We start from the raw sequence: 20,057 nt of genomic DNA, 5'->3' as shown, positions 1-20,057 counted from the left end.
GGACGCCCCCGTCACTTGAGCCTGCTGGAGGCGAGGATGGACACGAGGTGGAGCAGCGTCTGGAGGATCGCGATACCGGCGAGCACGGCGACGCCGAGGCGGGAGAAGAACAGGTCGCCCCGGATCGAGTCCACGATCGCCAGGACCAGGATCAGCAGGGACGCCTCGATCCCGAGGACGAGCCGGTGGAACTTCAGCGCCGCGGCGGCCTTACGGGCCAGCGCCATACCGGACGAGCGCGGCTCGGACGCCGCCTCCTTGACCGGCGGCAGCCCGCCCTGGTGCCGGGCGACGCCGACGAGGTCGGTCTCGGCCTTGATCAGGATCGCGCCGAGGGCGGCGAGGGTGCCGAGGAAGGCCCACAGCCAGTCGATCCGGCCGGAGCCCCACAGGTCGGCGGCGCGCAGGCCGAAGCCGACCAGGACCGCGGCGTCGCACAGGTAGGCGCCGACCCGGTCCAGGTACACCCCGCCCAGCGAGAACTGCTTCTTCCAGCGGGCGACCTCGCCGTCGACACAGTCGAGCAGCAGGTACAGCTGGACCATCAGCACACCGAGCACGGCGCCCGCGATCCCCGGCACGAGCAGTGCCGGGGCGGCGAGGACGCCGAAAACGGTCATCAGGTAGGTCAGCTGGTTGGGCGTGACCTTCGTGTTCACCAGGTGACGGTCGATGCGCAAGGAGATCTCGCGCATATAGAGGCGACCGCCCCAGTGCTCACCGCTGCGCCGGTCCTTGACACCCTCGGGGTGCACGACCGGGCGGAGTTCAGCTACTGACGGCTTCTGCATAGTCGGCGTATGCGTCCCTGATCTGGTCGGCGGACAGGTCGAGGTGCTCAAGGATGGTGTAGCGCCCGGGGCGGGTCTTGGGCGCGTACGCGACGGCCTCGACGAACTCCTCGTCGGTGAAGCCGATCTCGCCGGGTGTGACCGGCAGACCGTGCCGGCGCAGCACCTCGACCATCAGGTCCCGGGTCTCCTTGTCCCCGCGCAGATGCGTGGCGAAGGCGGCACCGAGGCCGCACTGCTCGCCATGGCTCGCCGCGCGCTTGGGGAAGAGGATGTCCAGGGCGTGGTTGATCTCGTGGCAGGCGCCGGACGCCGGGCGGCTGTCGCCGGCCACCGACATCGAGATGCCGGTGAGGACCAGGCCCTCGGCCAGCACCTGGAGGAAGTTGTCGTCGCCGACGCCACCGGGGTGGCGCAGCACGGCCTCGCCGGCCTGGCGCGCCATGGCAGCCGCCAGTCCGTCGATGTCCTCGCCGGTCTCGCGGTGCGAGAGCTCCCAGTCCGCGACCGCGGAGATGTTGGAGATCGCGTCGCCGATGCCGGAGCGGACGAACCGGACCGGGGCCTCGCGGATGATGTCGAGGTCGATCACCACGGCGATCGGGTTCGGCACCCCGTAGGAGCCGCGGCCCGCGTCGTTGTCCAGGGTGGCGACCGGCGAGCACAGACCGTCGTGCGACAGGTTCGTCGCGACGGCGACCAGCGGCAGACCGATCCGCGCCGCGGCGAACTTGGCGCAGTCGATGATCTTGCCGCCGCCGAGGCCCACGACGGCGTCGTAGTGCCCCTTCTTCATGGCGTCGGCGAGCTTGATCGCGTCGTCCAGGGTGCCGCCGCCGACCTCGTACCACTCGGCGCCCGGCAGCGCGGGGGACAGCCGCTCGCGCAGCCGTGCCCCCGAGCCGCCGCTGATCGCGATGGCGAGCTTGCCGGACGCGGAGATGCGCTGATCGGCCAGCAGGCCCGCCAGGTCGTCCAGGGCGCCGGCGTTGATGTCAACGACGACCGGGGACGGGATGAGGCGGGTCAGTACTGGCATGCGATGTCACGGCCCTTCGCCAGGTCGTCGTGGTTGTCGATCTCGACCCACTTGACGTCGCCGATCGGGGCCACGTCCACCTTGAAGCCGCGGTTGACGAGCTCCTGGTAGCCGTCCTCGTAGTAGAGGTCGGGGTCCCGCTCGAAGGTGGTCTTCAGGGCGTCGGCCAGCTCCTCGGCGGCCTCGCCCTCGATGAGGGTGACACCGATGTACTCACCGGTCGCCTCGGCCGGGTCCATCAGCTTGGTGATCTTCTGGACGCCCTTGGCGGGGTCCACGATGACCTTCATCTCCTCGTCGGCCAGCTGCTTGACCGTGTCGAGGGCGAGGATGATCTTCTGGCCGTTGCCGCGGGCGGCAAGCAGGGTCTTCTCGACGGAGACCGGGTGCACGGTGTCGCCGTTGGCGAGGATCACGGTGTGCTTGATGGAGTCACGGCCGCACCACAGGGAGTAGGCGTTGTTCCACTCCTCGGCCTTGTCGTTGTCGATGAGGGTGAGCTTGAGGCCGTACTTCTGCTCCAGGGCCTCCTTGCGCTCGTAGACGGCTTCCTTGCGGTAGCCGACGATGATCGCGACCTCGGTCAGGCCGATCTCGGCGAAGTTGCCGAGGGTCAGGTCGAGGATGGTCGTGTCCCCGTCGACCGGCACCAGAGCCTTGGGCAGGGTGTCGGTGTAGGGGCGCAGACGCCGTCCGGCGCCGGCAGCCAGCACGAGGCCGATCATGCGGGTTCTCCTTCATCGTGTACGGCGGGTGCTTGGGAGGACACCCAGAAACGGATGCTCTCGATGAGCACCAGCAGCGCCAGGGCCACAGCGAGGGCCGTCAGCGCGATTGTGAAACCTGAGGGGGACAGCGCGGCGGCGAGGACGGTGATCACGAGGATCCGTCCCTCATGTCCGCCGGTCGCCCGGACCAGCCACCGCGGCGGGGCTCCGGTGCCGCCACGGATGCGGTAGACCGTGTCGTAGTGATGGTAGGCGACCGCCGCGACCAGCCCGTACGCCGCCGGAAGCGCTCCGGGGACGTCCGCGCGGGCGGCCAGCACCAGGATGGTGACGTATTCGCCGGCCCGGAAGAAGGGCGGGACGAGCCAGTCGAGGGCGCCCTTGAGCGGCCGGGCCACGGCCGCACCGGCCAGCAGCGCGGAACCGGCGGCGACGCCGACGGTCAGCCAGGACGCGGGGTCGTTCTCGAAGATCACCCAGACCAGCAGCACGGCGGCTGAGAGAAATGCCATGACGGGGGCCAGGAAGGAACCAGTCCGGCCGCGGCCCCGGGCGCTGCGGGCGATCAGCTCGGCGAGCGGCCCGGAGTCGGCGAGGTCGGCCAGCGCCTGGGCGGCCCGGTCGGTACGCCGGGCCCGACGGGTCAGCGAGCGCAGCACCCGGCCGGCCGTGGTGTAGCAGGCGGCCAGCGCACAGCCGATGAGCAGGGCGTAGAAGACGATGCGCGGGGTGGTCAGCGCGGTGAGCACCGCGATCATGGCCCAGCGTTCGCCGATCGGCAGCACGATCATCCGGCGCACCCAGACCGTCCAGCCGACGCTGTCGAGCTTGCCGGAGAGCGCGGCGGTGGGGCTGGTGTTGGCGGTGGCGTCGTGGTTCGCCTCGTTGAAGGAGAAGTCGACGACGTGGCGGCAGGTCATCAGGACCATCGCGCCGAGCGCCAGCGCCCAGACATCGTCCCCGCCACGGGCCGCCCCGAGGGCGAGGCCCGCGTAGTACGCGTACTCCTTGGCCCGGTCGAAGGTGGCGTCCAGCCAGGCGCCCATCGTCGAGTACTGGAGGGAGTAGCGGGCGAGCTGCCCGTCGGTGCAGTCCAGGACGAAGGAGAACAGCAGCAGGAAGCCGGCAGCGATGAAGCCGCCACGGGTTCCGGTCGCCGCGCAGCCGGCCGCGATCAGCGCGGTGAGCAGCGAGGCGGTGGTGACCTGGTTGGGGGTGAGCCCGCGCCGCGCGCACCAGCGGGCGAGGTAGCGGGAGTACGGGCTGATGCAGTACGTGGTGAAGAACCCGTCGCGGGACTTCACGGCGGTGCGCAGCCGGACGGCCTCGTCGTCGACGGCGGCGACGGCCTCCCGGGCGTCCTCGCGCTGCGCCGGGGTGAGCGCGACGGTGGCGACCAGGCTGCCCAGCTCGACGCGGTGCAGACCGGTCCCGTCGCGGTCGAGGGACTCGGTGAGGGTGTCGGTGAGGACGTCCGTGAGGTGGGCGGTGCCGGCGCCGACCGGGATCCGGCCGACCGCGCGGGTCAGCGCGGCGCGGGCCGCGGGCTGCGCGGTGAGCGCGCCGGGCACGGCCGCGGCCGGGAAGCGGGGGTCGGTCAGCGCCAGCCGCAGGGCGTGCAGATGGCCGACGAAGCGAGGGTCGACGACGGCGACCCGCTCCTGGGCGGGCACCGCGTTGATCAGCTCGGCGGCGGCCGTGGCATCGTCCGCCGTACGGACGTCAAAGCCCAGCGCGCGCAGGTCGGCTTCGAGCGGCGACCCGGCGACCGGCGGACCGGTGAGGATGGCGGTCGACAGACGAACTCACTCCTTGGATGCTGACAAGGCAGCGCCGGTCGGTCCGCATTCGATACGAACTACCCGGGCAGCGGGCGTGGCACACCTCGCCCCTGGGAGGGCCGGGTGGCACGTCGGCAGAGGCTATCGGATCGCCGGATGCGGCCGTTCACCGCGCATTCACCGCACGATCGAGTGACCGACGGCTGCGCCTGCCGCGATCATCATGGTGGATCGGGTGGCCCATGAACAACTGGCCCGCAGACCCGGGACCCGATCCGGTGCCGGTTATGAGAGGGCTGGTCACAGGGCGGGCGGGTTGTGCCGGGGCCGGTGTGGTGAGAGCCATCCCAGGTCCGGGGCGCCTGCCGTCCGCCGGTGGCGCCACGGCCGCCGGCCGGTATCCACCGGGCCGGGGGCCGAGGGCCCGGCGGCGGGTGTGGACCATCTCACGGCAGGCGCGCCGGGTGACCGGTGCACGGGCTTGTTGCGCCGCGCACCCGCTGTGCCGGTGATGCGGACCCGGCTAGGGCAGACTTGGCGTCGAAGACCGACGACAAGGATGGGCATGCCGATCACACCTGCCAACGGACAGACCGCCGGGGACCCGGCGGTGAGCACACCGGGCGGCACCGCCGAACCGATCATGCTGGAGCTGGTCGACGAGGACGGTACGACGATCGGCACCGCGGAGAAGCTCGCCGCCCATCAGCCCCCCGGGCAGCTGCACCGGGCCTTCTCGGTCTTCCTCTTCGACGAGAAGGGCCGACTGCTGCTCCAGCGCCGGGCGCTGGGGAAGTACCACTCCCCCGGTGTGTGGTCCAACACCTGCTGCGGGCATCCGTACCCGGGCGAGGCGCCGTTCGCGGCCGCAGCCCGCCGGACCGCGGAGGAACTGGGCCTGGCACCCTCCCTGCTGGCCGAGGCCGGCACGGTCCGTTACAACCATCCCGACCCGGACTCCGGCCTCGTGGAGCAGGAGTACAACCACCTGTTCGTCGGGCTGGTGCGGGCCGAGCCGGCGCCCGACCCCGAGGAGATCGGCGAGATCGCCTTCGTGACGCCGGAGGAGCTGGCCGAGCGGCATGCCGAGGCGCCGTTCTCCGCCTGGTTCATGACCGTGCTGGACGCGGCGCGGCCGGCGGTGCGCGAGCTCACCGGAGGAGCGGCGGGCTGGTAGCAGGCGGGGTGAGCGGCAGCTCGGCCCAGATGGCCTTGCCGCCGTTCCTCGTGTGTTCCACACCGCATGTGCCGCCCACCTCCGCGGTCAGCGTCTTGACCAGCCACAGTCCGCGGCCGCCGAGATCACCCTGGTCCGCCTCCAATGCCTTGGGGCGGTAGGGGTGATCGTCCTCGACCGCGACCCGTAGCCAGTTCGCCCCGAGGGCGACCTGTACGGCGATCTGGGGCGAGAGCAGGGCGGCGTGCCGGACGGCGTTGGTGACGAGTTCGGAGACGATGAGCAGCAGGCCGTCCATGATCGCGGCGGCGACGGGTACACACTGTTCGGCGAGCAGATCCCGGACCGCGTGCCGGGCCTGCGGCACCGAGGCCTCCAGTGCCGGGGCGGTGAACCGCCAGACACCTTCGTACGCGAGCGGGGAGGTCAGCTCTTCGGGGGGTTCTGCGGGGGGTCCGGAAGGCATCCTCACAGGAAGAGTGTTGGGAATGCATTGGTCCGGACCGGCCTGCTGACCACAAGTCAGCATCTATCGACGGCTTCTGGCCGATTCCGAGTGGTTGGCCCGGCCCGGGGACCGGACCTGTTCCCTTTGTGCCGCGTTCCCGGACCGCCGCGCCCTGGACCACCAAGAACAGCAGGTCCGGTGCCTGAGCACCGGACCTGCTGTTCTGTCTTCAGTAGCGGGGACAGGATTTGAACCTGCGACCTCTGGGTTATGAGCCCAGCGAGCTACCGAGCTGCTCCACCCCGCGTCGGTGAACACCACAGTACGGGTCGGCGGCCCCAGGGCCAAATCGATAATCACCACGGGTGCCGCGGGCCGCCGCTCCCGGGGTTCTCACACCGTCCGGTCGGTGATCCGTCCCCCGTCGACCTCGATGCGGCGGGTGGTGTGCACCGCTTCGAGCATCCGGCGGTCGTGCGTGACCAGCAGCAGGGTGCCCGGGTAGGAGGCGAGCGCGGACTCCAGCTGTTCGATGGCCGGCAGGTCGAGATGGTTGGTCGGCTCGTCCAGGACGAGGAGGTTGACCCCGCGGCCCTGGAGAAGGGCCAGCGCGGCCCGGGTCCGCTCCCCCGGCGAGAGGGTGCGCGCCGGGCGCAGCACATGTGCCGCCTTCAGCCCGAACTTCGCGAGCAGGGTGCGCACATCGGCGGGCGACAGATCCGGTACGGAGAGCCGGAAGGCGTCCATCAGCGGATCGTCGCCGAAGAACAGCCCGCGCGCCTGGTCGACCTCGCCGACCACCACCCCGGGGCCGAGCGACGCCTGCCCGGCGTCCAGCGGGAGCCGGCCGAGGAGGGCGGCGAGCAGGGTGGACTTGCCGGAGCCGTTGGGGCCTGTGATGGCGACCCGGTCCGCCCAGTCGATCTGGAGGTCCACCGGGCCGAGGCGGAAGTCGCCGCGCCGGACCCCGGCACCGCGCAGGGTGGCCACGACCGCGCCGGCCCGGGGTGCGGCGGCGATCTCCATCCGCAGCTCCCACTCCTTGCGCGGTTCCTCGACGACATCGAGCCGCTCGATCAGGCGCTGGGTCTGCTTGGCCTTGGCGGCCTGCTTCTCGGTGGCCTCCACCCGGCCCTTGCGGGCGATCTTGTCGTTGTCGGTGGCCTTGCGGCGGGCGTTCTTGACGCCCTTCTCCATCCAGTTGCGCTGGGTGTGCGCGCGGGTCTCCAGAGCGGCCTTGGTGTCGGCGTACTCGTCGTACTGCTCCCGCGCATGGCGCCGGGCCCGCTCGCGCTCCTCCAGGTAGGAGGTGTAGCCGCCGCCGTAGGTGTTGACCTGCTGCTGGGCCAGGTCGAGTTCGACGACGCGGTTGACCGTACGGGTCAGGAACTCGCGGTCGTGGCTGACCAGGACGGTGCCGGCGCGCAGCCCGGTGACGAAGTCCTCCAGCTGTCCGAGGCCGTCCAGGTCGAGGTCGTTGGTCGGCTCGTCGAGCAGGAAGATGTCGTAGCGGGAGAGCAGCAGGGAGGCGAGCGAGGCGCGGGCGGCCTGGCCGCCGGAGAGCGTGGTCATCGGCTGGTCGAGGCCGATGGTCAGGCCGAGCCGGCCGGCGATCTCCTCGGCGCGCTCGTCGAGGTCGGCGGCGCCCAGGGCCAGCCAGCGCTCCAGCGCGGTGGCGTAGGCGTCGTCCGCGCCGGGGCGTTCCTCGACCAGCGCCTGGGTGGCGGTGTCCAGGGCGAGCTGGGCGCCGGCGACGCCGGTGCGGCGGGCGAGGAAGGCCCGTACGGTCTCGCCCGGGCGGCGGTCGGGCTCTTGCGGGAGGTGGCCGACGGTGGCGGTGGGCGGGCCGAGCGCGAGCGACCCCTCCTCCGGGGTGTCCAGGCCGGCCAGCAGGCGCAGCAGGGTGGATTTGCCCGCCCCGTTGGCACCGACGAGGCCGATCACATCCCCGGGGGCGACGACCAGATCGAGACCGGAGAACAGGACGCGCTCGCCGTGGCCGGCGGCGAGGTCTTTGGCGACGAGAGTTGCTGACATCAGGCCGCCGATCGTATCGGGCCGGGAACTCGCGGGCGCTCTAATATCCGGGGCATGGAACCCGGTCTGAAGACGCATGTCAGCGACGGCACCGCGACCGTCACCATCAGCAACACCGGCAAGCGGAATGCGATGACGGTGCAGATGTGGCGGGATGTGCCGCCGTTGCTGGAGCGGCTGGCGGGTGATCGTGCCGTCCGGTCGCTGGTGCTGACGGGCGAGGGCGGGACGTTCTGCGCGGGGGCGGACATCGGCACGCTGCGGGAGGGGGCGGGTGAGTCGCAGGGCCTGGCGGTGGCGGCCGAGGAGGCGCTGGCGGCGTTTCCCGGGCCGACGCTGGCGGCGATACGTGGCTACTGCGTGGGGGGCGGGGCGCAGTTGGCGGCCGCGTGTGATCTGCGCTTCGCGGAGGAGGGCGCGCTGTTCGGGGTGACGCCGGCCAAGCTCGGGGTGGCCTATCCGGCGTCCGCCACCCGGCGGCTGGTCCGGCTGGTCGGGCTCTCCGCCGCCAAGTACCTGTTGTTCTCCGGGGAGTTGATCGACTGTGCGCGGGCGCTGCGTACGGGCCTGGTGGACGAGGTGCTGGCCGAGGGTGAGCTGGGCAAGCGGGTGGCGGAGTTCTCGGCCGTCCTCGCGAGCCGGTCGCTGCTCACCCAGACCGCGGCGAAGGAGCTGGCCAACGGGACCTGGGACGTACCGCCCGCCGAGGCCGAGGAGCGCGGCGCGTACTGGGCCGCGCAGGCGCGCGCGAGCGGCGACACCGCGGAGGGTGCCGCCGCCTTCCTGGAGCGCCGGGCGCCGCGGTTCACCTGGCCCACGGACTGACCGCCGGGGGCCCGGGGAGCCGGGCGGCGGCCGCCCTACTCCTGCCCGGTCAGCACGGACCGGCTCTGCTCTCGCAGCGCCGCGGTGACCTCGGCCGGCGCCTTCTCCGGGGAGCCCGCGTCGTAGGGCGGCTGCGGGTCGTACTCGATGCCGAGCTGGATCGTCTGGGCCACGGTGTCCCCGGCGATCCGGCCGGCCAGCGTCAGCCCCATGTCGATACCGGACGAGACACCGGCCGCCGTGACGTACTTGCCGTCGAAGACCACCCGCTCCCCCGTCGGCTCGGCGCCGAGGGCGGGCAGCTGGTCCAGTGCCAGCCAGTGGGAGGTCGCCCGGCGCCCCGTGAGCAGACCGGCGGCGGCGAGGATCAGCGAACCGGTGCACACCGAGGTGGTCCAGGTGGTGTGGGCGTCCACGGCGCGGATCCACTCGTGCAGCGGGCCGTCCGTCATGTGCGCGAGCTGCCCGGGGCCGCCCGGCACGACGAGGATGTCCGGCGCGGTGACCTCGTCCAGCGTGGCGTCGGCGGCCAGTCCGAGCGAGCCGAGGTCGTTGCGGTACGGGCCGGTGCGCTCGCCGACGAACACCGCCTCCGCGCCCGGCAGCCGGCTGAGGGTTTCGTAGGGGCCGACGGCGTCCAGCGTGGTGAAGCGGTCGTAGAGAAGGATCGCGAGCTGCATCTTCGGTTCCTGTCGTCGGTGGATGGGGCCGGCGCGGTGGGTTCGTGGCGGCCGGCGGGGTTCAGGGGGTGGGTACGGGTGGTGAGGCCGGCTGGAAACGGCGGCGGTATTCGGCCGGTGAGGCGCCCAGGACGCGGAGGAAGGCGCGGCGCATCGCCTCGGGGGTGCCGTAGCCGCAGCGGCGCGCCACCTGCCCGATGCCGTCGGTGGTGTCCTCCAGGCACCGCCGGGCGGCCTCCAGCCGCACCCGGTCGACATAGCGGCCCGGTGTCATGCCGGTCTCCTCGCGGAACGCCCGGGCGAAGTGCCGCGGGGAGAGCAGGGCGCGGGCGGCGAGGGCGTCGACGGAGAGGTCCGCCGCCGGGTTGTCGGTGATCCACTGCTGGACGTCACGCAGTGGCCGGCGCTGTGCGGTCTGGGCGGCGAGCTGGGCGCTGAACTGGGTCTGGTTGCCGGGACGCCGCAGGAAGACGACCAGATGCCGGGCGATGGTCAGGGCGAGGTCCCGGCCGAGATCCTCCTCCACGAGGGCCAGCGCGAGGTCGATACCGGCGGTGACGCCCGCGGAGGTGGCCAGGTCGCCGTCCCGTACATAGATCGGCTCGGGTTCGACACGCACCGCGGGGAAGCGCTCGGCGAGGGTGTCGCAGAGCATCCAGTGGGTCGTCGCCCGGCGCCCGTCCAGCAGCCCGGCCTCGGCCAGCAGGAGTGCGCCACTGCACACCGAGACCTTGCGGCGGGCGCGCGGGGCGTGCGTCCGCAGCCAGTCGATCAGCCGCGGGTCGGGGTGGCCGGTGCCTTCGCCGCCGGGTACCAGGAGGGTGTGCGGCGGTGCGGTGTCGGTGAGCGCGAGGTCCGGGGTGAGCGTCAGACCGCTGGAGGTACGGACCGGGCCGCCGTCCAGGCTCGCGGTGCGGATCCGGTAGGCGCCCGGGGCGCCATGGTTCGCACCGTCGAAGACTTCGACCGGTCCGGTCAGATCGAGGCTCTGGAGGCCGTCGAAGAGGACGACCAGCACATCGCGCGGTTCCATGCCGTCCATCCTGGACAGTCACGCGGGTGGCGGCAATGACGGATATCCCACCTTTACTGCCATCGCGACCTTCCCCGACCCACCGGAGGCACCCTCCCCCTAGCCTCATACCGAGCGGTCGGTAACCTGCTGCCATGACTGCTACGAGTGCACTGCCCGAGAAGGCCGGCCGCACCTGCCACAACGTCGTCAACCCGTTCCACTCCACGCACTACTTCGCGCCGGAGCTGTCCGAGGAGATGGCGAAGCTCGGCCTCGACAACCGCAGCGCCGCCTACTTCGCCTGTCGTGGCGCGGCCATGGGTGCCGTGGGCCCCGGCACGATCACGGCGACCTTCTACAACTTCAAGCACGAGCTCATCGCCCAGCACGTCCCGCACATCTGGTCCGTCACCACGCCCCAGCAGGTGCTCGACGCCCGGCTGCGCGCCGTGGACGCCACGCTGCGCCGGCTGCTCGGTACCGAGGCCGTCGAGTCGCCGGAGATGGCCGAGGCGGCGAAGCTGGCGCTGCACGCCGCCGAGGCCTGCACCCGCCGGGCCCGGCCGCTGTACGCCGCGCACGCCGATCTGCCGGTGCCCCAGGCCCCGCATCTGGCCTACTGGCACGCCGCGACGCTGCTGCGCGAACACCGCGGCGACGGCCACCTGATAGCGCTGCTGAACGCCGAACTCGACGGCCTGGAGGCGCTGGTCACCCACACGGCCACCGGCCGGGGCATGAGTCACCAGGGCATCATGGCGACCCGAGGCTGGGCGGAGGAGGACTGGCAGGCCGCGCAGGAGCGGCTGCGGTCGCGCGGCCTCCTGGACGGCGGGGGCGAGCTGACCGAGGCCGGAGTCCTGCTGCGCAAGGAGCTGGAGCGGACCACCGACCGGCTGGACCGGGCCCCGTACGAGCACCTGGGCGCCGAGGGCGTGGCCCGGCTCACCGAGCTGGCGACCGGCTTCACCACCACGGCCATGAACGCCGGGGCCTTCCCCGCAGTGCTGTTCGGCAGGTGATCCGGAACGTATCGGCACGTTCCTGTACGTAACGCACCCTCAGAAGCGGTGCCCCGCGGTCGCCGGGGTGTGCGAGGTCTTCGCGCACCCCGGCGCCGGGGGTATCAGCGCGTCCCTCCCGGTTTCCGGGCGGACGAGGTGAGGTCACGGACACCCCCGGCGGCTGGGCGGCGCGACAGTCCGGCCCGCCACCCGGCACAATGCAGGCTCAAGCAAGCGCTGGAAGGCGGGTCTGGATCAACGTGACGGCATCCACTGAGCCCATCGGGGCCCTCGGGTCCATCGAAGCGAGGATCGCCGGGGAGCTCGGCGTCAAGGAGCGGCAGGTGAAGTCCGCGGTCGAACTGCTCGACGGCGGCTCGACCGTCCCGTTCATCGCGCGCTACCGCAAGGAAGCCACCGAGATGCTCGACGACGCGCAGCTGCGCTCGCTCGAGGAACGGCTGCGCTATCTGCGGGAGCTGGAGGAGCGGCGGGCCGCGATCCTGGAGTCCGTACGGTCCCAGGGCAAGCTGGACGCCGCCCTGGAGGCGCAGATCCGCGGCGCCGACTCCAAGGCACGGCTGGAGGACATCTACCTCCCGTTCAAGCCCAAGCGCCGCACCAAGGCACAGATCGCGCGGGAGGCGGGCCTGGAGCCGCTCGCCGACGGGCTGCTGAGCGACCCCTCGGTGGAACCGGCCGCGGCGGCCGCGGCGTTCGTGGACGCCGACAAGGGTGTCGCCGATCCGGCCGCCGCCCTGGAGGGCGCGCGGGCCATCCTGACCGAGCGGTTCGGCGAGGACGCGGACCTGATCGGTGAGCTGCGCGAACGGATGTGGTCGCGCGGGCGGGTGGCGGCGAAGGTACGCGAGGGCAAGGAGGAGGCCGGCGCGAAGTTCGCCGACTACTTCGACTTCGCCGAGCCGTTCACCGAACTGCCCTCCCACCGGGTGCTGGCGATGTTCCGCGGCGAGAAGGAGGAGATCCTCGATCTCAACCTGGAGCCGGAGGACCCGTCGGCGGCCACCGAGGGGCCGAGCTCCTACGAGCAGTCCATCGCGCACCGCTTCGGCATCACCGACCGGGGCCGTCCGGGCGACAAGTGGCTTCAGGACACCGTCCGCTGGGCCTGGCGCACCCGGGTGCAGGTGCACCTCGGGATCGATCTGCGGCTGCGCCTGCGGCAGGCCGCCGAGGACGAGGCGGTCCGGGTCTTCGCCTCGAACCTGCGCGATCTGCTGCTGGCTGCGCCCGCCGGTACGCGCGCCACGATGGGACTGGACCCCGGTTTCCGTACGGGCGTGAAGGTGGCCGTCGTGGACGCGACCGGCAAGGTGGCCGCCACGGAGACCATCTACCCCCATGTACCGCAGCAGAAGTGGGATGCCTCACTGGCCACGCTGGCGAAGCTGGCCCGCGAGCACGACGTCGAGCTGATCGCGATCGGCAACGGCACCGCCTCCCGCGAGACCGACAAGCTGGCGGCCGATCTGATCGCCGCCCAGCCGGAGCTGAAGCTGACGAAGGTGATGGTGTCCGAGGCCGGTGCCTCGGTGTACTCCGCCTCCGCGTTCGCCTCGCAGGAGCTGCCCGAGCTGGATGTCTCGCTGCGCGGTGCGGTGTCCATCGCCCGGCGCCTCCAGGACCCGCTGGCCGAGCTGGTCAAGATCGACCCGAAGTCGATCGGCGTGGGCCAGTACCAGCACGATCTGTCCGAGGTGAAGCTGTCGCGTTCGCTGGACGCGGTGGTCGAGGACTGTGTGAACGGCGTCGGCGTGGACGTCAACACCGCCTCGGCGCCGCTGCTTTCGCGGGTCTCGGGCATCGGCTCCGGGCTCGCCGAGAACATCGTCACGCACCGGGACAACAACGGCCCCTTCCGCTCCCGCAAGGCGCTCAAGGACGTGGCGCGGCTCGGCCCGAAGGCGTACGAGCAGTGCGCGGGCTTCCTGCGGATCCGGGGCGGCGACGACCCGCTGGACGCCTCCAGCGTGCACCCCGAGGCGTACCCCGTGGTGCGCCGGATGGTGAAGTCGGCGGATACCGCGGTCGGTTCGCTGATCGGCAACACGGCGGTGCTGCGCACCCTGAAGGCCGCGGACTTCGTCGATGACTCCTTCGGACTGCCGACGGTGAGCGACATCCTCCAGGAGCTGGAGAAGCCGGGCCGCGACCCGCGCCCGGTCTTCAAGACCGCGACCTTCAAGGAAGGCGTGGAGAAGATCGGCGACCTGGAGCCGGGGATGCTCCTGGAGGGTGTGGTGACCAATGTCGCCGCCTTCGGGGCGTTCGTGGACGTGGGCGTCCACCAGGACGGTCTGGTGCATGTCTCGGCGATGTCGAAGACCTTCGTCAAGGACCCGCGGGACGTGGTGAAGCCGGGCGACATCGTGCGCGTGAAGGTGCTCGATGTCGACATTCCGCGGAAGCGGATCTCGCTGACGCTGCGGCTGGACGATGAGCACGGCAAGGGCGCCTCGGCGGGCGGTGGCGGCGGCGAGCGGCGCGGTGGCGGCGAGCGCCGGGGCGGCAACGGCGGCGGAGCGCGCGAGGGCGGCCGGGGCGGTGCGCCGCGTGAGGGCGGCCGGGGCGGTGCGCCGCGGCAGCGGCAGGGCGGCGGCGGACCGCGCGGCGGTGACCGCAGGGGCGGCCGCGACGCCGGACCGGCCAACGACGCGATGGCGGACGCCCTGCGGCGGGCCGGGCTCCTGGGCAAGGACCGCGGCGGCCGCTGAGGCAGCCGTACGGTGTCCGGCGGCAGCGGGCCGGTCCCGCTGCCGCCGGTGCGCCGGCCCTCGCTCCCCTCGTGGCACCTCCCGCCGTGCTCCGTTGTCAGTGCCTCCTGATACGAAAGGAGGCAGCTGAGAACGGGGGCGGGGCATGGCGTACGACACGACAACGGTGGGGCACCGGCCGGTGGTTGATCTGACCGACCGGCGGGCCCTGGAGAGCTGGCACCCGGCGGCACCGGACGTGGTCGCGGAGGCGCGGCGGCTGAAGGAAGCCGCGCTGCTGGATTTCGGGCTGACGGAATCCGTGGTGGCGTCCTGGATCTACGCCAAGTGCCACCACCAGATCCCGACGACGGCCGTGCCGACCGCGGCCGTGGTGGCCTCCGGGGACGGCAGCTGTCCGCTGCTCTACAACCCCGGCTTCTTCGTCCGGCTGGGCCTGGAGGGCGTGAAGTTCGTCCTCTTCCATGAGGCGCGGCATCTGGTGCACCGTCATCTGTTCGCCGATCCCGAGCTGCGCGCGGACCCCGTCTTCACCCTCGCCGCCGAGGTCGCCATCAACCATGTCGCCCTGGTCCGGCTCGGCCGCAAGGAGCTGCCGCAGCTCGACGGCCGGCCCACGGGGGTCGACCCGCGCGAGATCCACCGGGACTACGCGGGCGATCTGACGGCCCAGGGACTCGAACCCCTCGGCTACGACGCCTTCGTCGAGACCGACATGACCGTGTTCTCCGAGCTCAAGCGCATGCGGCAGCCGCCCGTTCCCACGGTGTCCTGTGTGCATCTCACGGACCCGGAGACGGCGGACGGCGATCAGCCGACCCTCGACGAGACGGTGTCCTCCGCGCTGGTCAACTCCCTGCTGGCGGCGCGGCGCGGACACCCGGGCGCGGAGCGGGAACTGCTCGATCTGATGGACCGTACGGACGGCACCTCGGAGCATGCGAGCCGGGTGTGGGGGCGGCTGGGCGCGGGGGCGCTGCGCGGCAGGACCCCGCGGACGGGGAAGGTCGACTGGTGGCAGCGCTGGCTGGTCGATGTCCTCGCGTCCAAGCTGCGGGAGGGCGAGCGGCTGGTCTATCCGAAGAAGCGCGGCGCCCTGCTGGCGGCGCTGGGCCACGATCCGATGCTGTCGCGGTGCGGCCCGGTGCGGGAGAAGAACCTCGTGATCGCGTACGACACCTCGGGGTCGATGCCCGATGCGGTGGTCGACTGGCTGACGGAGCTGGTGGGCCAGATCGACGGGGTGACCGCCCACTGGCTGTCGTTCGACGGTGCGGTGATGCCGTTCCACCCCGGCGAGAAGGTGTACGGCGGCGGAGGCACGAGCTTCCAGGCGGTGGCCGACTACGTCGAGGGGCGCACGACGGTCGACGGCCGCGGCTTCGAGGAGATACCGGACGCCGTGGTGATGCTCACCGACGGCTACGCCCCGCACATCACCCCCGCCGAGCCGGACAAATGGATCTGGCTGATCACGCCGGGCGGCAACGACTGGCCCGACCACCACACCCCGCCGATGGCCTGCCACCGTGTGACGACAGGAGACCGATGAGCACGACCACGCCGACCGCGGCACCTCCGGGGGCCGTGGCCACCGCGCAGACCCCGCCGCCCCGCCCCGCGGGATGGCGGCCCAGCGCCACCTACCCCGAGCCCCCGGAGGGCCGGCCGGGGGTCTCCCGGCTGGAGTCGTTCATCGACGCGATGATCGACATGGGTCAGACCGGCCAGATCTTCGGCGAGCACGGCATCGGCAAAACGGCCACCTTCTTCTCCCATCTGCCCACGGCGTACCCGGATGCCGAGCTGGTCTTCGTGCCGGCCGCCAATCTCACCCCGGACGATCTGCTCGCCAACGCGCCGGTGCGCGACGCCAAGACGGGCGAACTGGTGCTGCGGCAGCTGGTGATGAGCCAGCTGCGGCCCGGCAAGCCGTTCGTGCTGCTGATCGACGACTCGCTCCAGGCCGGTGCGACGATCCAGTCACAGCTGATGCAGATCGCCTGCAACTGGACGCTGGGCGAGTACGACCTGCGGGAGCTGGGCTGCATCGGCGTCTTCCTGACGGACAACGAATCGCTGGCGGAGACGGCGGCCCGGCGCAGCGATCTGGCCGTCCTGGACCGCATGGTGACGATCCGGATCACCGCCAACGACACGTCCTGGCGGCAGCAGCTCGCGGCGAAGTACCGCGACTGGAATCTGCGCGAGGTCTTCACCCTCTGGGCCACCCTCGCCCCGGCCCTGCGCGAGCTGCTCTCCCCGCGCACCCTCGACCACATCCTGGCCAACGCCCGGGAGGGCTTCCCGCTGCGCTGGGGGCTGCCGCTGGTCAAAGGCGAGCGGCTGCGGCTGGCCGAGCAGAAGGACAACGGCAGGCCGGGCAAGGACCGTACGACCGAGGTGCTGGACCGGATCGCGGCGGCGGTGGGCGCCGCCAACCCCGCCACCCTCCCCGATCCGGTACGGGCCGTGGTGCGTGCGGCACTGCGTAACCGCTGGTCGGTGCTGTTGCAGGGGCCGCCCGGGTGCGGCAAGACGGAGCTGGTCCGCGAGACCGTCCGCGAGGGCCTCGACGGGCGCGCGCCGCTGTATTTCTCGATGCCGGTGACCAATGTCGAAGACCTCTGCGCACCGATCCCGACCACCGACGGCTCCCTGGACAACCTCCTGGCCGGATCGTTCCTGGGTCCGGAGCCGAAGGCGATCGTGTGGGACGAGTACAACCGCCCCAAGGACAAGGCAGCGTTCGCCAAGCTGATGGAGATCACTCAGGAGTGGTCCCTGGCGGGCCGCCGGATCGAGAATCTGCGGGCGCAGATCGCGGTGCAGAACCCGCCGTATCACCTGGGCCGCAAGCTTCTGGTCGCCCGGAACAACATCGCGCAGGCGACCCGCTTCACTGTCTCGCTGACCGTCGAGCCGGGCGACATCCCGGCCAACGAGTGGCTGATCGCGAAGTACGGTGCCGTCGCCGAGACGGTCCTGGAGTGGTGGAAGCACGACATCGACGAGGACGGCCGGGCCTGGATCACCAAGCGCACCCTGGAGCGGCTGATCAAACTCCACCAGCGCGGACTGCCGCTGGAGATGGGCACCGTCTATCTCGGTGACGGTGAATACGCCCCGGTGTCGCTGACCGCCCTCCTCGACCGGCTCAGCAACCGCCCGGTCACCGGCCTGCGCGAGCTGGCCCAGGAGGTCGACGCCTGGGAGACGCGGCTGCGGACGGCGGCGCGTGCGTCGAGCGAGGGCTCGAACGACAGCGATCTGGTCCACCAGGTCCTGGCCAACGCGGAGTTGTCGCAGCTGAAGCAGCATCAGGCGGCGGTGGCCCGGCTGGTGGCCCTGCTCCCGCCGAAGCTGCGTTCCACCTACCTCGTGGGGGCGTCGAGCGAGGTCCAGCGCTTCTGGATCGAGGTCTTCGCACTGATACCCCGCGGCTGAGCGACAGGGCGAGGCGGTCGGCGGAGTCGCCGCCGACCGCCGCCGCCGACCGCCGCCGCTAAATTGCGTGGACGGGGCCGGCCGGCTCGATTAGTCTGCCCGCATGTCCAGCCCCGAGGCATCAAGACGCTAGCCACCGGCCGTCCGGTGGCTCCTTGCACTGTCTCGCGGTCGCGCCGTCGCCTCCTCGACGCGCGCCACCTGGCACGCTTCCTGCCACCGGCTCGCCGTAGTACGGGCTGTTTTCTCACCTGATGCTGCGTCATATCTCTGACGTCCCAGGTCCTTTCGCGCGGTAGCCACGCGTGCCCTGCGCCGGACGGTTCGCTCCTTCGCCTCCGCACGGGCACCGCTGCGTCTGCCGTCGCGCCCTGTCGATCCACCCTGTGGTTGCGGAGTGTTGCTGTGCCCTTCGTTCTCTCCATGCTCGGCCTTGCGGTGTTCGCCCAAGGCACCTCCGAGTTCATGCTGTCCGGCCTGCTGCCGGACATCGCCCGTGAGCTGAATATCTCGCTCTCCGCCGCCGGAGCGCTGACCTCGGCCTTCGCCGTGGGAATGGTGATCGGCGCGCCGCTGCTGGCGCTGCTGAGCCTGCGCCGGCCGCCGCGTCGCGCGCTGCTGGCCTTCCTGGTCACGTTCCTGCTCGTCCATGTCCTCGGGGCGGTCACCCCGGACTACGGAGTCCTGCTGGCCACCCGGTTCGTCGCGGCGCTGGCCAACGCCGGGTTCCTGGCGGTGGCCCTGGCGACCGCGACCTCGCTGGTCGCCCCCGACGCCAAGGGCCGCGCCACCTCCGTCCTGCTCGGAGGCACCACCATGGCGTGTGTCGCGGGCGTGCCCGCCGGTGCGCTGCTCGGTGAGCTGTGGGGCTGGCGCTCGGCGTTCTGGGCGGTGGCGCTGGTCTCGGTACCCGCCGTCCTCGCGATCCTGTGGTCGGTACCCGCCGACCCCGCCCCGCGGTCCGTCGCGGGCGGCCCCCGCGCCGTTGCCGAACTGCGCGCCCTGCGCAGCCCCCGGCTCGTGGTGCTGCTGCTCCTCGGCGCCCTGGTGAACGGCGCGACCTTCTGCGCCTTCACCTATCTCGCGCCGCTGGTCACCGAGGTCACCGGACTCGGCGCCGGCTGGGTGCCCGCCCTGCTGGCGCTCTTCGGCCTGGGGTCCTTCGTCGGGGTCAGCGTGGCCGGGCGCCTGGCCGATGCCCGCCCCCTCCGCCTCCTGGCGCTCGGCGGACCGGCCCTGCTCGCCGGCTGGCTCGCCACGGCGCTCACGGCCGGCAGCCCCGTCGCCGTGCTCGTGCTCCTCTTCGTCCAGGGGGCGCTGTCGTTCGCCGTCGGCTCCACCCTCGTCTCACAGGCCCTCTACGCGGCGACCGGGGCGCCGACCCTGGGCGGCGGGTTCGCCACGGCGGCCCTCAACGTGGGCGCGGCGCTCGGCCCCTGGTGCGGCGGCGCCGCGCTCACCGCGGGGCTCGGCTTCCGCTCGCCGCTATGGGTGAGCGCCCTGCTGACGGCGCTCGCCCTAGTCGTCGGGGGCCTGGCCCGCGTGACCCGGCGCGGGTCTGCCACCACCCCGCGCCGGGTGGCCCGGCCGTCCCGTACGGATGACTCCGAAGCCCCCTCCACGACAGCGGGCGAACCGGCGGACGACCGACGGGGGCGGTGAGCCACCGGTCGCCCCTTCTGCGACGGCCCGGAGAGGAGGGCGGCTCATGACACGGGCCCCCGCCCCGTCAGCGGGGAGGGGGCCCGCACGCCGTGGTCATACCGACCGGGGGTGGCCGAAGAGGAGGTCGAAGTCCGGCGGCAGTTGCAGCAGGACACGCTGCATGAGGTCTTCGTCAGCGGCGTCGGCGACGACGCTGAGCACGGCGCCGACATCCCACTTGGCGGTCTCCTCGGTGGCGCCCTCGATCCAGGCCGCCGTGGCGCGGACGAACCGTGCGGGGTCCAGCGGCTCGGCGGCCCGGAGCGGGTTGAGCAGGATCAGGGCGAAGGTCTCCGGCAGTTCGGCGGCCAGCTCGGCCCGTTCCTCACCGACCAGATGCGCGCCCAGCAGGGCCAGGACGACGCGGGCCGCCCGCTCCGCTTCCTGCGGTGACTCGTACTCGCCGCGCTCCTGGACCTGTGCCAGAAACGCCTCCCATCGCATGGGCGCCACAGCTGCCTCCTTCTCCTCGGCGCGCGGAGCACGGGACCGGACGGAGACTTTCCCGTCCCCCCGCCGATGCGGGCGCGGTCCCGCTCAGCCGCGGCTCTGCTTCCGCCCAGTGTCCCCACAAATGGTGATCTCGCGGGGCTCGGCGCGCTCGGCGACCGGGATCCGAGGGGGCACGTCCCGGCCCCGCCCACCC

The 20,057-nt window shown here is 72.0% G+C and carries 16 protein-coding genes and 1 tRNA gene; 7 read left to right on the top strand and 10 right to left on the bottom strand.

Annotated elements, in window-relative coordinates; translation table 11 throughout:
- Nucleotides 1-11: 11 nt before the first annotated feature.
- Genes CP981_RS32415 through CP981_RS32400 form a run of 4 tightly spaced genes read right to left on the bottom strand, consistent with a single transcriptional unit; the run spans nt 12 to nt 4,357 of the window.
- Entirely contained in the window at nt 12-791 is a 780-nt protein-coding gene (locus CP981_RS32415; protein WP_085922551.1) for a CDP-alcohol phosphatidyltransferase family protein, read from the bottom strand.
- Nucleotides 769-1,830, bottom strand: a complete 1,062-nt coding sequence (locus tag CP981_RS32410; protein WP_085922552.1) for an iron-containing alcohol dehydrogenase family protein — start codon at nt 1,828-1,830, stop codon at nt 769-771. The genes CP981_RS32415 and CP981_RS32410 overlap by 23 nt, the downstream gene beginning before the upstream one ends.
- Nucleotides 1,818-2,555: a phosphocholine cytidylyltransferase family protein gene (locus CP981_RS32405; protein WP_085922553.1), complete on the bottom strand. Its 738-nt coding sequence runs from the start codon at nt 2,553-2,555 to the stop codon at nt 1,818-1,820. The genes CP981_RS32410 and CP981_RS32405 overlap by 13 nt, the downstream gene beginning before the upstream one ends.
- Complete coding sequence (locus CP981_RS32400; RefSeq protein ID WP_085922554.1) at nt 2,552-4,357, bottom strand: DUF5941 domain-containing protein; 1,806 nt, start codon at nt 4,355-4,357, stop codon at nt 2,552-2,554. The genes CP981_RS32405 and CP981_RS32400 overlap by 4 nt, the downstream gene beginning before the upstream one ends.
- A 547-nt stretch (nt 4,358-4,904) precedes the next feature.
- Between CP981_RS32400 and idi the strand changes: the two genes are divergently transcribed.
- A complete protein-coding gene (gene idi / locus CP981_RS32395) occupies nt 4,905-5,516 on the top strand; it encodes an isopentenyl-diphosphate Delta-isomerase (protein WP_085922555.1) in 612 nt (203 codons plus the stop codon).
- On the opposite strand, the gene CP981_RS32390 is transcribed toward idi, so the two are convergent.
- The 3 genes from CP981_RS32390 to CP981_RS32380 form a co-directional block, all read right to left on the bottom strand.
- A complete protein-coding gene (locus tag CP981_RS32390) occupies nt 5,491-5,982 on the bottom strand; it encodes an ATP-binding protein (RefSeq protein ID WP_085922556.1) in 492 nt (163 codons plus the stop codon). The two genes, idi and CP981_RS32390, sit on opposite strands and share 26 nt — an antisense overlap.
- A gap of 215 nt (nt 5,983-6,197) precedes the next feature.
- A tRNA-Met gene (locus CP981_RS32385) sits at nt 6,198-6,271 on the bottom strand.
- An 86-nt stretch (nt 6,272-6,357) separates the two neighbouring features.
- On the bottom strand, nt 6,358-8,001 hold the full coding sequence (locus tag CP981_RS32380; protein ID WP_085922557.1) for an ABC-F family ATP-binding cassette domain-containing protein: 1,644 nt from the start codon (nt 7,999-8,001) through the stop codon (nt 6,358-6,360).
- A 54-nt stretch (nt 8,002-8,055) separates the two neighbouring features.
- Here CP981_RS32380 and CP981_RS32375 point away from each other — a divergent pair, with 54 nt between their 5' ends.
- A complete protein-coding gene (locus CP981_RS32375; protein ID WP_085922558.1) occupies nt 8,056-8,826 on the top strand; it encodes an enoyl-CoA hydratase/isomerase family protein in 771 nt (256 codons plus the stop codon).
- A gap of 35 nt (nt 8,827-8,861) precedes the next feature.
- Here CP981_RS32375 and CP981_RS32370 read toward each other — a convergent pair whose 3' ends face one another.
- The gene (locus CP981_RS32370) at nt 8,862-9,506 is read right to left on the bottom strand and encodes a DJ-1/PfpI family protein (RefSeq protein WP_085922559.1); all 645 of its coding nucleotides are present in this window, start codon (nt 9,504-9,506) and stop codon (nt 8,862-8,864) included.
- Nucleotides 9,507-9,567: 61 nt separating this feature from the next.
- On the bottom strand, nt 9,568-10,539 hold the full coding sequence (locus CP981_RS32365; protein WP_085922756.1) for a GlxA family transcriptional regulator: 972 nt from the start codon (nt 10,537-10,539) through the stop codon (nt 9,568-9,570).
- Nucleotides 10,540-10,673: 134 nt separating this feature from the next.
- Between CP981_RS32365 and CP981_RS32360 the strand changes: the two genes are divergently transcribed.
- The 5 genes from CP981_RS32360 to CP981_RS32340 all read left to right on the top strand — a co-directional run bounded on the left by CP981_RS32360 (nt 10,674) and on the right by CP981_RS32340 (nt 19,369).
- Nucleotides 10,674-11,543, top strand: a complete 870-nt coding sequence (locus CP981_RS32360) for an SCO6745 family protein (RefSeq protein ID WP_085922560.1) — start codon at nt 10,674-10,676, stop codon at nt 11,541-11,543.
- A 242-nt stretch (nt 11,544-11,785) separates the two neighbouring features.
- The gene (locus CP981_RS32355; RefSeq protein ID WP_085922561.1) at nt 11,786-14,260 is read left to right on the top strand and encodes a Tex family protein; all 2,475 of its coding nucleotides are present in this window, start codon (nt 11,786-11,788) and stop codon (nt 14,258-14,260) included.
- A 145-nt stretch (nt 14,261-14,405) separates the two neighbouring features.
- Nucleotides 14,406-15,812 (top strand): vWA domain-containing protein, encoded by a 1,407-nt coding sequence (locus CP981_RS32350; protein WP_085922562.1) that lies wholly within the window; start codon nt 14,406-14,408, stop codon nt 15,810-15,812.
- Nucleotides 15,809-17,707 (top strand): ATP-binding protein, encoded by a 1,899-nt coding sequence (locus CP981_RS32345; RefSeq protein ID WP_085922563.1) that lies wholly within the window; start codon nt 15,809-15,811, stop codon nt 17,705-17,707. Before CP981_RS32350 ends, CP981_RS32345 begins: the two co-directional genes overlap by 4 nt.
- Before the next feature lie 405 nt (nt 17,708-18,112).
- The gene (locus CP981_RS32340) at nt 18,113-19,369 is read left to right on the top strand and encodes a Cmx/CmrA family chloramphenicol efflux MFS transporter (protein ID WP_085922564.1); all 1,257 of its coding nucleotides are present in this window, start codon (nt 18,113-18,115) and stop codon (nt 19,367-19,369) included.
- A 96-nt stretch (nt 19,370-19,465) separates the two neighbouring features.
- On the opposite strand, the gene CP981_RS32335 is transcribed toward CP981_RS32340, so the two are convergent.
- On the bottom strand, nt 19,466-19,855 hold the full coding sequence (locus CP981_RS32335) for a DUF2267 domain-containing protein (protein ID WP_085922565.1): 390 nt from the start codon (nt 19,853-19,855) through the stop codon (nt 19,466-19,468).
- Nucleotides 19,856-20,057 lie beyond the last annotated feature (202 nt).

The sequence above is a fragment of the Streptomyces platensis genome (assembly GCF_008704855.1).
GTDB lineage: Bacteria > Actinomycetota > Actinomycetes > Streptomycetales > Streptomycetaceae > Streptomyces > Streptomyces platensis.
The sequence above is the reverse complement of the archived record's forward strand: the minus strand, read 5'-3'. Positions and strand labels throughout refer to the sequence as shown.

Excerpts from the sequence above, each read along its gene's own strand:
- CP981_RS32380 (WP_085922557.1), bottom strand. The coding sequence starts at position 8,001 with ATGTCAGCAACTCTCGTCGCCAAAGACCTCGCCGCCGGCCACGGCGAG.
- CP981_RS32360 (WP_085922560.1), top strand. The coding sequence starts at position 10,674 with ATGACTGCTACGAGTGCACTGCCCGAGAAGGCCGGCCGCACCTGCCAC.
- CP981_RS32410 (WP_085922552.1), bottom strand. The coding sequence starts at position 1,830 with ATGCCAGTACTGACCCGCCTCATCCCGTCCCCGGTCGTCGTTGACATC.
- CP981_RS32335 (WP_085922565.1), bottom strand. The coding sequence starts at position 19,855 with ATGCGATGGGAGGCGTTTCTGGCACAGGTCCAGGAGCGCGGCGAGTAC.
- CP981_RS32375 (WP_085922558.1), top strand. The coding sequence starts at position 8,056 with ATGGAACCCGGTCTGAAGACGCATGTCAGCGACGGCACCGCGACCGTC.
- CP981_RS32370 (WP_085922559.1), bottom strand. The coding sequence starts at position 9,506 with ATGCAGCTCGCGATCCTTCTCTACGACCGCTTCACCACGCTGGACGCC.
- CP981_RS32350 (WP_085922562.1), top strand. The coding sequence starts at position 14,406 with ATGGCGTACGACACGACAACGGTGGGGCACCGGCCGGTGGTTGATCTG.
- CP981_RS32390 (WP_085922556.1), bottom strand. The coding sequence starts at position 5,982 with ATGCCTTCCGGACCCCCCGCAGAACCCCCCGAAGAGCTGACCTCCCCG.
- CP981_RS32405 (WP_085922553.1), bottom strand. The coding sequence starts at position 2,555 with ATGATCGGCCTCGTGCTGGCTGCCGGCGCCGGACGGCGTCTGCGCCCC.
- idi (WP_085922555.1), top strand. The coding sequence starts at position 4,905 with ATGCCGATCACACCTGCCAACGGACAGACCGCCGGGGACCCGGCGGTG.
- CP981_RS32365 (WP_085922756.1), bottom strand. The coding sequence starts at position 10,539 with ATGGAACCGCGCGATGTGCTGGTCGTCCTCTTCGACGGCCTCCAGAGC.
- CP981_RS32345 (WP_085922563.1), top strand. The coding sequence starts at position 15,809 with ATGAGCACGACCACGCCGACCGCGGCACCTCCGGGGGCCGTGGCCACC.
- CP981_RS32415 (WP_085922551.1), bottom strand. The coding sequence starts at position 791 with ATGCAGAAGCCGTCAGTAGCTGAACTCCGCCCGGTCGTGCACCCCGAG.